Below are 14033 nucleotides of genomic sequence, written 5' to 3' on the forward strand. Positions count from 1 at the left end.
TTCGGAACTGTTCCGAACAGGCGTTTCCGTTGTGCCGACCGATCTTCCGGTCCGAGGGTTGAGGCCGTTCGGTTCGACTCACGGAAGGTTGGTCATGGCTTCGTTCAAGGCTTTGTTCGCCATCGCGGCGCTCGCCGCCGGTGGTGTCGCGATCCCGGTTTCGGCTTCCGCGTCCGACGTCGGCGCGCTGGCGTGCAGCCAGCACTCGCACTCGGCGAAGGACACGTTCAACCGCGGCCGTGCGGCCAAGTCGAGCATCCCGATCCGGTCCGCCGGCCCCTACTCGGGCTGCAGCATCGACGGGTACGTCGACAACACGGTCAACCTGCACTACCACTGCTACGTCACGAACAGCGCGGGCAACACCTGGACCTGGGTGCGTGTGGTCGACCAGCCGGTGGCCGGCTGGGTGTGGGACGAGAACCTCGTGGGCGGCGGGTCCGCGGTCAGGTGCTGACCAGCGTGAACCGCTGGTCCTCCTCGCCGGAGCAGTGTTGCTGGGCGAGCTCGGAGCCGGCGACGAGGTCCGACGGGCCGCCCAGCACCCCGATGCACAGACCGCTGTGCACGGGCCGGAGGCGGTAACCGCCGTCGTCGTCGGCCTCGAACAGGAAGCGCTGGTGCGCCGCGCCCGTGCAGTTGTGCGGTGACACCAGCGCCTCCGCCTCCAGCTTCGCGTCGTCCACGCCCAGGCAGCCCACGCCGTGCCTGGGGTGGAACCACTCGATCTGGAACGTGTCCGGTGCGACCTCGGTCAGCGACGTCTCGGGCACGACGCCCTCGCACGGGCGCAGCACCGCCAGCTCGCGGTCCGTCCGGCCGTTGCGCTCGCGGCCCTCGCCCACGCACAGGTCGCCGACCTTCAACAGGGAGCGGCCGTTGCGCGGACCCGTCGGCCACAGCAGGAAGGTGGCCGTCGCGGCGATCACCACCACGAGCCCGATCGCCAGCGGCACCACGAACCTGCGCCGTTTGCGAGGAGTGGGAACAGGGGGAGGTGGCTCGATGCCCGTCGCGAGGCGCTGACGGGCATCGAGCCACTTCCGCACGGCGTCGTCGTCGAGACCGCAGGCGCGGACGAATGCGGACACCAGCTGTTCGCGGGGCAGGGAGGAGCGGTTGAGCGCCGTCGCGGTGGTGCTCGACGGCAGCACGTCGCCGACCGCCGCGGCCTTGCCTTCCAGCTGGCGGAACGTGTACCCCGACCACTGCCGCAGCCGGCGCAGGCCGGCCACGAAGTCCGCCGCGCTGGTGATGTCGTCCGGGTCAGGAGGAGTGATGGCCACGTCACCGCAGAGTGCCGCAAGCCCGTCGAATGCCGATCTTTAGCCCGAACGGTTCAGGGTCCCTGCTCCACCGCTCACCGCTTACGGTGGCGTGAACCGAACCGGGTGGGAGTGAGCGATGGCGTTGCTGGACCGGTACGACTCGATGATCAGGGAGAAGACCCCGGCGGGTCTGCGATGAGGGGCGCGGTCGTCACCGGTGCCGGGCGCGGCGTGGGCAAGCTCGTGGCGAAGATGCTGGTGCAACGCGGCTACACGGTGCTGGTGACCGATGTCGACGAGGCCACCGCGACCGCGACGGCCGCCGAGATCGGTGCCGCGGCACGGGTGATCGACGTGCGTGACCACGAGGCGGTGGAGGCGGCGCGCGACGACATCGTGGCCCGCGCGGGCCGGCTCGACGTGTGGGTCAACAACGCGGGAGTGCTGGTGACCGGGCCGGCGTGGGAGCAGGACGCCGCCACCCGCAGGCTGATGATCGAGGTCAACACCCTCGGGACCATCAACGGAACCGTGGCCGCCATCGAGGCCATGCGCGGTCACGGTGGCGGGCACGTCGTGAACATCGTGTCGCTGGCGGGCATCACGGCCGTCGCGGGCGAGGCGGTGTACGCGGCCTCCAAGCACGCGGCCATCGGCTTCAGCCTCAGCACCCTCGCCGACCTGCGGGTGGCGGGCGTGCGGGACGTCGACATCTCGTGCATCTGCCCGGACGGCATCTGGACGCCGATGCTCTACGACAAGCTGGACGACCCGTCGGCGGCGTTGTCGTTCTCCGGCACGCTGTTGCAGCCCGCCGACATCGCCGCCGCTGTGGCCCGTGTGCTCGACAGGCCGCGGCCGGTCGTCACCGTTCCGAAGTGGCGTGGGGCGCTGGCCCGGTTCGGTGACGTCTTCCCGCGGTTCGGGCTGCGCGCGATCCCGCTCATGGTGGCGCAGGGACGCCGGAACCAGCGGAGGTCAGCTCGGTAGCGTTCCGTTGCCGTGCAGCAGGCCACGCGCGTGCTCGATGGCCTCGGGAGTGGTCGCGAACATGCGCACCCCGTGGGTTTCGAGCTGCCGGCGGTGCTCCTCCCGCACTCCGGACAGCAACACCGTGATGCCCCGGCGTTCCAGCCGCTCCACGGCGTCGCGCAGCACCAGCGCACCCGTTCCGTCCATCGTGGACACGTGGGACAGGCGCAGCACCACCACCGAGACCTCGGCGATCTCGGTCAGCTCCAGCAGGAACCGGTGCGCGGCGGCGAAGAACAGCGGCCCGTCGAGCCGGTAGGCGACGATGTGCTCGGCGAGCAGGGCGTGCTCCTCCTCGGCGTGGTCGCCGGGTTCGAGCGGTTCCTCGTCGACCCGGACCGACCGGGCGACGGCGCGCAACGCGAGGGCACCGGCGACGACCAGGCCCAGGATCACGGCGGTGACGAGGTCGAGGACCAGCGTCGCGACCGCCGTGAGGGCGAGCACGACGGCGTCGGACCGGTTGGCGCGCATCAGCACCCGCACCGAGCCGACCTCGACCATGCGCACCGCGGTGGCGATCAGCACACCCGCCAGCACGGCCAGCGGGACGCGCCCGACGACGGGAGCGGCCGCCAGCATGATCACGGCGAGCGTCACGGCGTGCACGAGGGCCGCCAGTCGTGAGCCGGCACCGGAGCGGACGTTGACCGCCGTGCGCGCGATGGCCGCGGTGGCCGGCACGCCACCGAAGACGGGTGCGACGACGTTCGCGATGCCCTGGCCGAACAGCTCGCGGTCCGGGTCGTGCCGCTGGTTCACGCTCATGCCGTCGGCGACCGTCGCGGACAGCAGGCTCTCCAACGCGGCCAGCGCCGCCACGGCCACCGCCGACGGCAGCAGCGACCACAGCGCCGTCACATCCACAAAGGTCAGTGAAGGTGCTGGCAGGAACGCCGGTAGCGCACCGATCCGCGCCACGGGCAGGGACCACAGCTCCGCGACCACCGTGCCCAGCGCGACCGCCAGGAGCGAGAACGGGATCGCCGGCTTCCACCGTGCGCCGAGGAGCATGACCACGGCCACTCCCCCGGCCAACGCGGCGGCGGGCCAGGACGGCCCGGAGCCGAACGCGCGCACGGCGCCGACCACGACGTTGTGCCCGCCCCCGGCCTGAACACCCAGAGCGGCGGGCACCTGTTGCAGCGCGATCACCGCCGCGATGCCGATGGTGAAGCCCTCGACCACCGGAGCCGGCACGTACCGCATGTACCGCCCGGCCCTGGCCGCCGCCAGCACGAGCAGCAACACCCCCGCCACCAGCCCGACGGTCAGCACCCCGCCCGGACCGAACTGCGCCACGATCGGCACCAGCACCACCGTCATCGCACCGGTGGGGCCGGAGACCTGCAGGCTCGACCCGCCGAACACGGCCGCCAGCGCCCCCGCGACGACGGCCGTCGCCAGCCCCGCGGCCGCACCCAGCCCCGACGCCACGCCGAACCCCAGCGCCAGCGGCAACGCCACCACCGCGACCGTCAACCCCGCGACGAGATCCCGAGGTGCCGCGGCCGACCAGTCCGCCTTGGCGGGCAGGAAGGTTCTCACGCGGAGTTCTCGCGCAGCTGCTCCAGCAGCTCGTTCTGCCCCACCAGCAGCTCGGTCAGGATCCGCCGCGCGGCCTTCATCAGATCGGCCACGTCGGCACCGGCGAGCGCGTACACCACGGTCGAACCCTCACGCGTCGCCGTGACGATGCCGGACCTGCGCAGCACGGCCAGCTGGGCGGACAGGTTGGACGGCTCCACCTCGATCTCGGCCAGCAGGTCGCGCACGGCCTGGGGACCGTCCTGGAGGAGTTCCAACACCCGGATGCGCACCGGGTGGCCGAGCATGCGGAAGAACTCCGCCTTCGCCTGGTACAGCGGAACGGGCACCGCTCATCCCTCCCGCGGCGCGTCGACCGCCACACCGTGCTCGGCGGCCAGGCGCCGCAGGTTGGCCAGATCTGCCGCGTGCATCTCGGCGGCGTACTCGTCCTGCTGCTCCACCGCCCTGCGCACCGCGCTCTGCGCCTGCTCGACGCGCAGGAGCAGGTTGTCCTCGAACTCGTTCACCGGCCCACGACCTGTCGACTTGAAGAATTCTTCAATTCAACAGTCTACGGTCCCGTCAAGTGGCTCGGGCCGATCGCGTCCCACCGGCCGCGTGGGAGCTGGCTGGGCAGGCTGCGGCGGAAGTCGGACCGGACGATGGCGTACAGCGAACGGACCTCGGCCAGCCGCTGTGCCGCGCTGACCGGTGGTCCGGCGGGGAGCCAGGGCGTGCGGGCGCGGCCGACGAGGAGCTCGGCGAAGGTGTGGGCGATGCCCGCGTGGCCGTGGGTGCCGGGGTGGACGCGGTCGATGGACCACATGCGCGGCGCGTAGGTGCGCTCGTCGTGCCACAGGTCGTGCATCACCGCGTCGTGCTGGTCCGCGATCGTGCGCACGAGGTCGTTGACGTGCCGGAACCGCGAGCGCGTCGCCTGGTGCAGGTTCGCGGGTCCCGGCCAGCGGCGGGTGATGTCTGGCAGGGTCGCCATGATCACGCGGGCGCCACCGTCGCGCAGGGCGGCCACGGTGTCGGACAGCGCGCGGCCAACCGCCGTGCTGTCGAAGCCGGTCCGGTCGAACGCGTCGTTGGCGCCGACCATGACGCTGACCAGGTCGGGCTTCAGCCGCAGCGCCGGCTCCACCTGGTGTTCCAGCACGTGCCGCGCGCACCACCCGCGCACGGCGAGGTTGTCGTACCGCAGGCCGGGCCAGGCGTGGTCGAGCTCGCCGGCCAGGACGTCCGCCCAGCCCCGCAGGCTCCCGTCCGGGCGGGGGTCGCCCACTCCCTCGGTGAGGCTGTCGCCCAGCGCCACGAACCGCCGCACGGGCTGAGTACTGTTGACCATACTCAGCAAGGTAGCGCACGCCGCCTGTGACAGAGTGCGCGCATGCAGCCCGACCAGACCGGTGCCACCGCCGCACAGCAGGCGCAGTCCGCCGACGACGCGCGCGAGCTGCGGTGGGACCGCGAGGCGTGGCGGCTCGACCCGGACTCCGCGCAACGCGCCCTGGACGTGCTCGTGCCGCGCAGCGCAGGGCAGATCGTGCGGGAGGCGTTCTACGGCACCCGCCGCTTCGACGACTTCCTGCGCCACACCGGCATGACCCGCGGCGTGCTGTCGGCCCGGCTGCGGGAGCTGACCGCCCAGGACATCCTGACCAAAGTCGCCTACCACGACGCCGGCTCTCGCGGCCGGCACGAGTACCGGCTCACCGGCAAGGGGCGGGACCTGGCCGCGGCGATCATCAGCCTGCTCACCTGGGCCGACCGCTGGCTGCCCAGCCCGGACGGGCCCACGGTCGTGCTGACCCACCGCGACTGCGGCGCACCGGTCGGCACCGAGATCCGCTGCGGTGAGGGGCACCAGGTCGGCGACATCGGGGACATCCGGGCCCAGCCCGGCCCCGGCGCACAGCCCGCACCCTCGTCCTGAGCGACGGGGTCCCGGTGCTCGGGGCGTGCTCGTTCAGCCGCGCTGCGGCAACCCTTGCGGTGGCGGGAAAACGTTCCAGCACGGCCCCACCCCGGTGGTCCTTCGCAGCGACCGGACCTGGTGCACCTCGCGGTGCTGTCGCTCATCCTCTGGCACTCGATCCTCTTGGGACAGTGGTTCCCGCCGTCGTCGGCAACCCCCACCCGTGCAGTGGATTCCGTGCTCGATCGGGCTGCCGAACGCGGTGGTGATCAACCCGCCGCGCACGCCGCGAGGAGCGTCCTCCCTCGAACGGGCGGCGTTGCGCTCGATCGAGGGCTGAGCCGGCCGGATCGGCTTGTCGGACGCGTCCTGAGGTACTCGATGGCGACCGGCGCCCGGCCGGGTGTCGGCGCAGCGCCGTGTTCGGCGCGATCAGGAGAGGACGACCCGATGTCGCGTTTGTCCCGAGCGGCCGGTCTGACCGGCATGGTGTTCACCGCCACGGCTTTGTTCTCGTTCATCGGGCCGCCCGCCCAGGCCGACCCCGGCATCTGCATCGACCACGTGATGGAGAACGGGCACGAGGCGACCAGCAACGTGCTCAAGGCGTGCAAGATCGCGAAGACGGGCAAGAGGGAAGACGTCAGGACGTGCCTCCGGATGCTGCGCGCCGAGGGCGTGGAGCGCGAGGTGGCCTCGCACGCCTGCCGGATCGCCTCCGAGCCGGACCCGGCTTCCTGACCGAATCCCGAGGTTTGTCCTCTCGATCGGGTGGATCTCCCGCCTGACGCCCGACCCCGGCTTGCTGGCGGGCGCAGGCAGATCAACGCTCGGTGACTACGCGGTTGCCCGTTCATCCTGTGCACACTGAGGAGACGAGATGGTGTCGACGGCGGAGCACCAGACATCCGAACGCGACCGGCTGCGGGTGGTCTTCCGCCTGCGGGTCCCGGAAGCGGAGCAGGACCGCTTCCTCGACGCCTACCGGGGGATCAGGTTCCAGGTGTCGCAAGTGGAGGGCTACCTCGGCGACCAGCTGTGCCAGTCCGAGGACGACCCGGAGGACTGGATGATCACCAGCGAGTGGTCGAGCGCCGCGCACTTCCACGCGTGGGAGCGCGGCGCCGACCACCGGCGGCTGGCGGCCCCGCTGGTCGCGTGCGCGACGACGCGGGAGTCCTCGCGCTACCACGTCCGCCTGACCACCGCACAGGGCACCGAAGCCGTACGACAACTGCTGGAGGCGAAGTCGTGAACCGCTATGCGTTGACGTTCCCGGTGCGCCCGGAGTCGGAGGCGGCGGTGGCCGAGATCCTGGCCGGTTACGCCGGACCCCCGCCCGGCCGGCCGCAGGCCGCGCGCCCGCTGCTGAGCCGCACGTCGGTCTTCATGGTCGGGCCGGTGGTGGTGCGGGTCGTGGACATCACCTGCCCGCCGGGGGAGGCGATCCGGCACTTGGCCGTGCAGCCGCAGATCCAGGCCGTGGAGCAGCGGTTGCGGCCACACCTGGTGCAGGACCGCGACCTGTCCGACGACGACGGCAGGCGGCGTTTCCTGGCCGGCTCGGTCATGCGCCTGGTCGCCTCCCGCGACGGCAGTCCCGGTCACCTGCCCCGTGCGGCGGCGTTCTACCGGGCGTTGCCGGGCCGGGCCGGTGAGGTGGCTCGGCTGCTCGCCTCCGCGGGGTCGGATTCTGACTGCGGCACAACGGTTTTCCTACGAAGGGACATGGTCGTGCACCTCGTGGAGTCCTCGAACGGCATGCCTGTCGTGCCGCTCGCCGACAGGCTGGCGCCGCTGGTGCACCAGGCCTGCCCGATGTCGCTGGTGACCGACCGCGTGGTGGGGGCGGTGGCATGACCGGCCAGCTCCACCGCGCGGTCAGCCAGGACGACGCCGCGCCCAACACCCGCCGCGGCGGCGACATCCGCGTCCTGCTCGGCCCTGCGACGGTCGGTGCCACCTCCGGGTTCATGGGTGTCGTGCTGGTCGGGCCGGGCGAACAGGTGAACGAGCACTACCACCCGTACTCCGAGGAGTTCCTCTACGTCGTCGAGGGTTCTGTGGTGCTGGACCTGGACGACGTGCCGCACGAGGTGCGCACGGACCAGGCGATCCTGGTGCCGATCGGGGTGCGGCACCGCCTCCGCAACCCCGGGACGTCGCCGGCCCGCGTGGTGTTCCAGCTGTCCCCGTTGGCGCCCCGGCCGGAGCTGGGGCACGTGGACACGGAGCACGAGTCGTGACGCGCCGGGTGGCGGTCACCGGCCTGGGGGTGGTGGCACCGGGCGGCATCGGGACGAAGGCCTTCTGGGAGCTGATCACGTCCGGGCGCACCACCACCCGGCCGATCACCCTGTTCGCCGCGGAGGAGTTCCGGTCGAGGATCGCCGCCGAGTGCGACTTCGACCCGGTGCACGCGGGCCTGACCGCCGCGGAGATCGCCCGGATGGATCGCTACGTCCAGTTCGCCGCCGTTGCCGCCGACGAGGCGTGGCGACAGGCGCAGGTGCCCGTCACCGACCCGTGGCGGCTGGGTGTCTGCATGGGGTCCGCCGTGGGCGGCACGACGCTGCTGGAGCAGGACTACGTGGCCACCTCGCGCCGCGGGCAGCAGTGGGTGGTCGACGCGGGCGCGGCCTCGCCGTTCCTGCACTGCGCCCTGTCCCCCGCCGCGCTGGCCGCGGAGGTCGCCGACCGGGTCGGCGCCTGCGGGCCGGTGCGGACGGTGTCGACCGGGTGCACGGCCGGACTGGACGCGGTGGGCCACGGCGCCCGCCTCATCGAGGACGGCCGGGCCGACGTGGTGGTGGCGGGAGCCTCGGAATCCCCCATCTCACCGATCACGGTGGCGTGTTTCGACGCGATCCGCGCGACCTCGACGCGCAACGACGACCCCGCGCACGCGGCCCGCCCGTTCGACCGCGACCGGGACGGGTTCGTGCTCGGTGAGGGCGCGGCCGTGCTGGTGCTGGAGGAGCTCGGCCACGCCCGCCGCCGGGGCGCGGAGGTGCTGGCGCAGGTCGAGGGGTTCGCCACCCGCAGCAACGCCCACCACATGACCGGCCTGACGACGGAGGGCGTCGAGATGGCCGAGGCCGCGCGGCGCGCGCTGTACCACGCCGGGGTGGCGTCAGAGGAGATCGGCTACATCAACGCGCACGGCTCCGGCACCCGGCAGAACGACCGGCACGAGACCGCCGCGTTCCACCGGCTGCTGGGCGAGCGCGCGCACCAGGTGCCGGTCAGCTCGATCAAGTCGATGATCGGCCACTCGCTGGGCGCGATCGGCTCCATCGAGCTGGCCGCCTGCGCGCTGGCCCTCGTCCACGGCGTGGTCCCGCCGACCGCCAACCTGGACACGCCGGACCCCGAGTGCGACCTGGACTACGTGCCGCACACCGCCAGGGAACGCCGGCTGGACGTGGTGCTGTCGGTCGGCAGCGGCTTCGGCGGGTTCCAGTCCGCGGTGGTGCTGACGAGAGCGGGACGGCCGTGAGCCCCGCGACCACCGGTCCGGCGCCCGTCGTGACCGGTCTCGGTGTGATCGCCCCGAACGGACTCGGGGTCGGCGAGTTCTGGCCCGCCGTGCGGGACGGGCAGCTGGCGCTGGCACCGATCGGGCGGTTCGAGCCCAACCCCTACCCGGTCACCGTGGCGGGCGAGGTGACCGGGTTCGAACCGGCCGGGTGGGTCGACCCGCGGATCACCGTGCAGACCGACCGGTTCACCCACTTCGCCCTCGCCGCCGCCGACCTGGCGCTGCGCGACGCCGCGCTGCACCCGGCGGAGGTGGACCCCTTCGAGTTCGGCGTGATGACGGCCAGCTACAGCGGCGGTGTGGAGTTCGGCCAGCGGGAGATCGAACGGCTGTGGCGGAACGGTCCCGCGCACGTGGGCCCCTACCAGTCGATCGCCTGGTTCTACGCCGCGTGCTCCGGTCAGGTCTCCATCGGCAACGGCCTGCGCGGCCCGTCCGGGGTGCTGGTCGCCGACGAGGCGGGCGGCCTGGACGTCCTCGCCGCTGCCGGCGGTGAGCTGCGCCGAGGCGCGCGGGCCATGCTCGTCGGCGGCGCGGAGGCCCCGTTCTGCCCGTACGCGATGTGCTGCCAGCTCGGGCTGGGGCTGCTCAGCACGTCCGGTGACCCGGCAGCGGCCTACCGGCCGTTCACCGAGCGGGCCGGCGGGTTCGCACCGGCCGAGGGCGGTGCCATCCTCGTCGTGGAGGACGCCGGCGCCGCGCACCAGCGGGGCGCCACCGTGAAAGCGGTGGTGGCGGGGCACGGCGCGACCTACACCGGCCGGCGGCGGTTCGACCGGTCGGCGCAGGGACTGCTGCGGGCCGCCACGGGCGCGCTGGCCGAGGCGGGGCTGACCCCCGACGACGTGGACGCGGTGTTCCTCGACGCGATGGCCAACCCGTGTGCCGACGCCGCCGAAGCCGAGGCGCTGCACCTGCTGCTGGGCGAGCGCGCGAACCGGGTGCCGGTGACCGCGCCCAAAGCCGGGTACGGGCGCTGCTACGCCGCCGCGGCCGTGCTCGACGTCGCCGCCGCGGTGCTGGCCCTCGAACACGGCCTCGTGCCGCCCACCCCCGGCGTGCGCGACTGCCGGTTCGACCTCGACCTGGTCACCGGCGCCGCACGTCCGGTCGACCTGTGCACCGTCCTGGTGCTGTCCCGCGGCGTGTACGGCGGGAACTCGGCGCTCGTGCTGCGCCACCCGGAATCACCGACCATCGGAGGTGTGTGACGTGGACACCCGACTTTCCCCCGACGACCTGGCAGCGCTGATCAGCCGGTGCACCGGGGTTCCCGTGACGAGCGAGCAGGTCACGGACCCCGGCCGCACCTTCGACGACCTCGGCGTGGACTCCCTGGGCGTGATGGGCGTGCTGGCCGAGCTGCAACGCGACCACGGCGTGTCCAAGGACGCCGAGCTGCTGACGCACCAGTCGCCGCGCGAACTGCTGGCCCTGCTGCCGGGGAGGGCCTGAGGATGAGCGGGCACACCGAGAACGAGATCGTCATCGACGCGCCGATGGAGCTGGTGTGGGAACGCACCAACGACGTCGAGCACTGGCCGGAGCTGTTCAGCGAGTACGCCTCGGCCGAGGTGCTCGAACGCGACGGTGACCGCGTGCTGTTCCGCCTCACCATGCACCCGGACGAGGCAGGCCGGGTGTGGAGCTGGGTGTCCGAGCGCGTCGCGGACCGGGCCACCAGGACGGTCACCGCCCGGCGCGTCGAGACCGGGCCGTTCGAGCGGATGCACATCCGCTGGACCTACGAACAGCTGGACACGGGCGTGCGCATGCGCTGGGTGCAGGACTTCGCGATGAAACCCGACGCCCCCGTGGACGACGCCGCGATGACCAAGCGCATCAACGCCAACAGCCGCGTCCAGATGTCCCTGATCAAGCGGAAGGTCGAGGAGGTCGCGTGCACCGCACACTGATCGTCGCCCGCATGGTGCCAGAGGCCGCGGACGAGGTCGCCGCCGTGTTCGCCGGCTCCGACGACCACTCCGGCCTGCCCACCGCGCTCGGCGTGCGAGGGCGCAGCCTGTTCCGGTTCGGCGAGCTCTACCTGCACCTGGTGGAGAGCGACCGCCCGTTGCCCGAGGCGGTGAGCGCGCATCGCGACGACCCCCGCTTCCGGCGGATCAGCGAGGAGCTGAGCCCGTTCGTCTCCGCCTACGACCCCGACACGTGGCGTGAGCCCAAGGATGCGATGGCGCAGGAGTTCTACCGGTGGGAGCGCCATGTCTGACGTTCCCGTGCTGATCGCGGGCGGCGGCGTGACCGGCCTGTCCGCCGCCGTGTTCCTCTCCTGGTACGGCGTGCCGACCGTGCTGGTGGAGCGCCACCCCGAACCGTCGACCGATCCCAGGGCCCGTGCGCTCAACCCGCGCACGATGGAGCTCTACCGGGCCGTGGGCCTGGAGGAGGCCATCGGGCAGGTGCGGTCACCGATCGCCGACCACACCGTCGTCGCGCACGCCGAGACCGTGGCGGGCCCGGAACTGCTGCGGCTGCCCAACCGCCTCGACACCGGCCCCGACTCGCTGAGCCCCTGCCGGTGGGCCGCGATCGACCAGAACCAGCTCGAACCACTGCTGCGCGCACACGCCGTCGAGACCGGCGCGGACGTGCGCTACCACCAGGAGGTGGTGGCGGTGGACAACGGGCCCGACGGTGTCGTCGCGGTGGTGCGCGACCACCGCACCGGGCGGGAAGAACGTGTGCGCGCCGATCACCTCGTCGTGGCGGACGGCGCGCACAGTCCCGTCCGCCGCATGCTCGGCGTCGGGCAGGACAGCTCGGACCTCCTGGCACGCAAGGTCAACATCTACTTCGACGCCGACCTCCGCGAGCCGCTGGACGGGCGCAAGATCGTGGCGCTGACCGTGCGCAACCCCGCCGTGCACGGGTTCCTCACGTCCATCGACGGCGCGAAGCGGTGGCGGTTCGCCGTCTCCCTGCGTCCGGATGACGACGTCGCCGACTTCACCGAGGAGCGGTGCGTGCACCTGCTGCGCACGGCCATCGGCGTCGGCGACCTGCCGATCGTCATCGACCACGTGTCCGAGACGCCGTGGGAGATCTCCGGCCAGGTCGCCCACCGCATGCGCGTCGGCAGGGCGTTCATCGCAGGCGACGCCGCTCACGCCATGCCGCCCGTCGGCACCTTCGGCGTGGCCACCGCTGTCCAGGACGCCTTCAACCTGGCGTGGAAGATCGGCCTGCACCACCGCGGCGTGGCCGGCCCGGGACTGCCGGCCACCTACGAGACCGAACGCCTCCCCGTGGCCCGGCACACCACCGCGCTGACCGTCGAGCGGTACGGCCTGGTCAACGGCAAACCGGGAGACGCGCGCGAGAGCGCCATCCGCCAACGGGCGACGATGTTCGGCTACACCTACCCCGAAGGCGCTCTCGTCGCGGACGACACCCCCGCTCCGCACCCGGTGGAGGACCCCGACCACCCCACCGCCGCGCCAGGCTGCCGTGCACCGCACGTTCCCCTGGAGCACAACGGCACCGCACTGTCCACAGTCGACCTGATGGGACGCGGCCTGGTGCTCGTCACGGGCGCCGGCTGGCAGCCGGACGCGACCTCCTCCGGTGCCGGGGTCGAACACCACCGCATCGGCGACACCCTGCTCGACCCCACCGGCGACCTCGCCCGCCGCTGCGGCATCACCGACGACGGCGCCGTCCTGATCCGCCCGGACGGGTTCATCGCGTGGCGCAGTACGACCGCACCCCGTCCCGGCGTCCTGTCGGCCGTGGTCGACCAGGTGCTGTTCCGATGAACGAGCGGCTCCTCAGCGGCCATTGCGGCGGCTTCCCGGCGGTCACGATGACGGGGAGCCGGACCGTGGACCGCTACGCGTTGATGTTCCCGGTGCGGGCCGGGTCGGAGGAGGTCGTGGCCGAGCTCCTCTCCCGGTGCACGGCCCTTCCCGAACGCGGACCGGAGACCGGGTGGGCGCCGCTGGAGCGCACCTCGGTCTTCATGGCAGGGCGTGTCGTGGTGCGGGTCGTGGACATCACCTGCCCGCCCTCGGAGGCCGTCCAGCACCTGGCGGGGCAACCCCGCATCCAGGCGCTGGAGCAGCGGCTGCGGCCGCACCTGGTCCACGACCGCGACGCGACCGACGAGGCGAGGCTCCGCTGGTTCGTGGCGACCGCCGTGATGCGGGTGGCGTCCGGCAACGGCCGCACCGGCCGGCTGCCGCGCAGGGCGGTCCTGTACGAGTCGCTGCCGGGGCACGCCGGCGAACTGGCCCGGCGGCTCGCCGGCATCACCGTCGCCTCAGGTGGCACCACCGTGTTCCGGCGGCGCGACCTGGTGGTGCACCTGATCGAGTCGGACGACGAGGCACCACCGGTGCCGCTGGTCGGCCTCGTCGCGCCGTTCGCGCGGCTGGCACGGCCGATGACCCTGGTGACCGACCTCGCGGTCGATGCGGCGGTGACCGCCGGCAGCACCCGGCGGTGAGCCCATCCGATCTCCGCCTCGGTGTCAGTGGCGGTTCACCGCCCCCGCCGCAGCAGCTTCCACAGCACCAGCACGAGCGCCGCCGCACCGGCCGCGACCACCGCCGGGTGCTGCCGGGCCTGCCGGACACCCTGCTCGACCCGCTGCCGCACGGGCTCGGGCAGCGCCTCGACCGCCTCGATGGCGGTGACGCCGACCTGCGTGGTCACGACGCCGACCTTCTCGCCGACCTGACCCGCGACGGCGCTCGCCTTCCCGCTCACCTGCTCGGCAACC

20 protein-coding genes are annotated in these 14033 nt (G+C 72.6%); 14 read left to right on the forward strand and 6 right to left on the reverse strand.

Annotated elements, in window-relative coordinates:
• Positions 1-94 precede the first annotated feature (94 nt).
• Entirely contained in the window at positions 95-457 is a 363-nt protein-coding gene (locus ACZ7CF_RS36840) for a hypothetical protein (protein ID WP_360401092.1), read from the forward strand.
• Here ACZ7CF_RS36840 and ACZ7CF_RS36845 read toward each other — a convergent pair.
• Complete coding sequence (locus ACZ7CF_RS36845; protein WP_458432113.1) at positions 447-1286, reverse strand: RICIN domain-containing protein; 840 nt, start codon at positions 1284-1286, stop codon at positions 447-449. The genes ACZ7CF_RS36840 and ACZ7CF_RS36845 overlap by 11 nt on opposite strands.
• A gap of 177 nt (positions 1287-1463) precedes the next feature.
• Between ACZ7CF_RS36845 and ACZ7CF_RS36850 the strand changes: the two genes are divergently transcribed.
• Positions 1464-2258, forward strand: a complete 795-nt coding sequence (locus ACZ7CF_RS36850) for an SDR family oxidoreductase (RefSeq protein ID WP_458432112.1) — start codon at positions 1464-1466, stop codon at positions 2256-2258.
• Here ACZ7CF_RS36850 and ACZ7CF_RS36855 read toward each other — a convergent pair.
• The 4 genes from ACZ7CF_RS36855 to ACZ7CF_RS36870 are packed head-to-tail and all read right to left on the reverse strand — an operon-like array spanning position 2247 to position 5181.
• Entirely contained in the window at positions 2247-3848 is a 1602-nt protein-coding gene (locus tag ACZ7CF_RS36855; RefSeq protein ID WP_470371956.1) for a SulP family inorganic anion transporter, read from the reverse strand. The two genes, ACZ7CF_RS36850 and ACZ7CF_RS36855, sit on opposite strands and share 12 nt — an antisense overlap.
• Entirely contained in the window at positions 3845-4177 is a 333-nt protein-coding gene (locus ACZ7CF_RS36860) for an ArsR/SmtB family transcription factor (protein ID WP_360401080.1), read from the reverse strand. Before ACZ7CF_RS36860 ends, ACZ7CF_RS36855 begins: the two co-directional genes overlap by 4 nt.
• A 3-nt stretch (positions 4178-4180) precedes the next feature.
• Positions 4181-4357: a hypothetical protein gene (locus tag ACZ7CF_RS36865; RefSeq protein ID WP_360401077.1), complete on the reverse strand. Its 177-nt coding sequence runs from the start codon at positions 4355-4357 to the stop codon at positions 4181-4183.
• A 44-nt stretch (positions 4358-4401) separates the two neighbouring features.
• On the reverse strand, positions 4402-5181 hold the full coding sequence (locus tag ACZ7CF_RS36870; protein WP_470371957.1) for an SGNH/GDSL hydrolase family protein: 780 nt from the start codon (positions 5179-5181) through the stop codon (positions 4402-4404).
• 42 nt (positions 5182-5223) lie between these two features.
• Between ACZ7CF_RS36870 and ACZ7CF_RS36875 the strand changes: the two genes are divergently transcribed.
• The 12 genes from ACZ7CF_RS36875 to ACZ7CF_RS36930 all read left to right on the forward strand — a co-directional run bounded on the left by ACZ7CF_RS36875 (position 5224) and on the right by ACZ7CF_RS36930 (position 13757).
• On the forward strand, positions 5224-5769 hold the full coding sequence (locus tag ACZ7CF_RS36875) for a winged helix-turn-helix transcriptional regulator (RefSeq protein WP_458432109.1): 546 nt from the start codon (positions 5224-5226) through the stop codon (positions 5767-5769).
• 432 nt (positions 5770-6201) lie between these two features.
• Positions 6202-6492, forward strand: a complete 291-nt coding sequence (locus ACZ7CF_RS36880) for a hypothetical protein (RefSeq protein WP_458432107.1) — start codon at positions 6202-6204, stop codon at positions 6490-6492.
• 139 nt (positions 6493-6631) lie between these two features.
• Positions 6632-7006, forward strand: coding sequence for an antibiotic biosynthesis monooxygenase family protein (locus ACZ7CF_RS36885; RefSeq protein WP_360401062.1), 375 nt, complete (start codon positions 6632-6634; stop codon positions 7004-7006).
• Positions 7003-7611 carry a SchA/CurD-like domain-containing protein gene (locus ACZ7CF_RS36890; RefSeq protein WP_360401059.1) on the forward strand — a complete coding sequence of 203 codons (609 nt, stop codon included), beginning with the start codon at positions 7003-7005 and terminating at the stop codon, positions 7609-7611. Before ACZ7CF_RS36885 ends, ACZ7CF_RS36890 begins: the two co-directional genes overlap by 4 nt.
• Positions 7608-7997, forward strand: a complete 390-nt coding sequence (locus ACZ7CF_RS36895; protein ID WP_360401056.1) for a cupin domain-containing protein — start codon at positions 7608-7610, stop codon at positions 7995-7997. Before ACZ7CF_RS36890 ends, ACZ7CF_RS36895 begins: the two co-directional genes overlap by 4 nt.
• Positions 7994-9250: a beta-ketoacyl-[acyl-carrier-protein] synthase family protein gene (locus ACZ7CF_RS36900; RefSeq protein ID WP_360401053.1), complete on the forward strand. Its 1257-nt coding sequence runs from the start codon at positions 7994-7996 to the stop codon at positions 9248-9250. The genes ACZ7CF_RS36895 and ACZ7CF_RS36900 overlap by 4 nt, the downstream gene beginning before the upstream one ends.
• A complete protein-coding gene (locus ACZ7CF_RS36905; protein WP_470371958.1) occupies positions 9247-10503 on the forward strand; it encodes a beta-ketoacyl synthase N-terminal-like domain-containing protein in 1257 nt (418 codons plus the stop codon). Before ACZ7CF_RS36900 ends, ACZ7CF_RS36905 begins: the two co-directional genes overlap by 4 nt.
• 1 nt (position 10504) lies before the next feature.
• A complete protein-coding gene (locus tag ACZ7CF_RS36910) occupies positions 10505-10747 on the forward strand; it encodes an acyl carrier protein (RefSeq protein WP_360401047.1) in 243 nt (80 codons plus the stop codon).
• A gap of 2 nt (positions 10748-10749) precedes the next feature.
• On the forward strand, positions 10750-11208 hold the full coding sequence (locus ACZ7CF_RS36915; RefSeq protein ID WP_360401044.1) for an SRPBCC family protein: 459 nt from the start codon (positions 10750-10752) through the stop codon (positions 11206-11208).
• The gene (locus ACZ7CF_RS36920; RefSeq protein WP_360401041.1) at positions 11193-11522 is read left to right on the forward strand and encodes a TcmI family type II polyketide cyclase; all 330 of its coding nucleotides are present in this window, start codon (positions 11193-11195) and stop codon (positions 11520-11522) included. The genes ACZ7CF_RS36915 and ACZ7CF_RS36920 overlap by 16 nt, the downstream gene beginning before the upstream one ends.
• Positions 11515-13068, forward strand: a complete 1554-nt coding sequence (locus ACZ7CF_RS36925; RefSeq protein WP_470371959.1) for an FAD-dependent monooxygenase — start codon at positions 11515-11517, stop codon at positions 13066-13068. Before ACZ7CF_RS36920 ends, ACZ7CF_RS36925 begins: the two co-directional genes overlap by 8 nt.
• On the forward strand, positions 13065-13757 hold the full coding sequence (locus ACZ7CF_RS36930) for a SchA/CurD-like domain-containing protein (protein ID WP_360401035.1): 693 nt from the start codon (positions 13065-13067) through the stop codon (positions 13755-13757). Before ACZ7CF_RS36925 ends, ACZ7CF_RS36930 begins: the two co-directional genes overlap by 4 nt.
• A 35-nt stretch (positions 13758-13792) precedes the next feature.
• Here ACZ7CF_RS36930 and ACZ7CF_RS36935 read toward each other — a convergent pair.
• A partial coding sequence (locus ACZ7CF_RS36935; protein ID WP_470371960.1) for a hypothetical protein occupies positions 13793-14033 on the reverse strand: 241 nt, incomplete at its 5' end.

This window comes from Lentzea sp. NPDC036955, assembly GCF_055608005.1.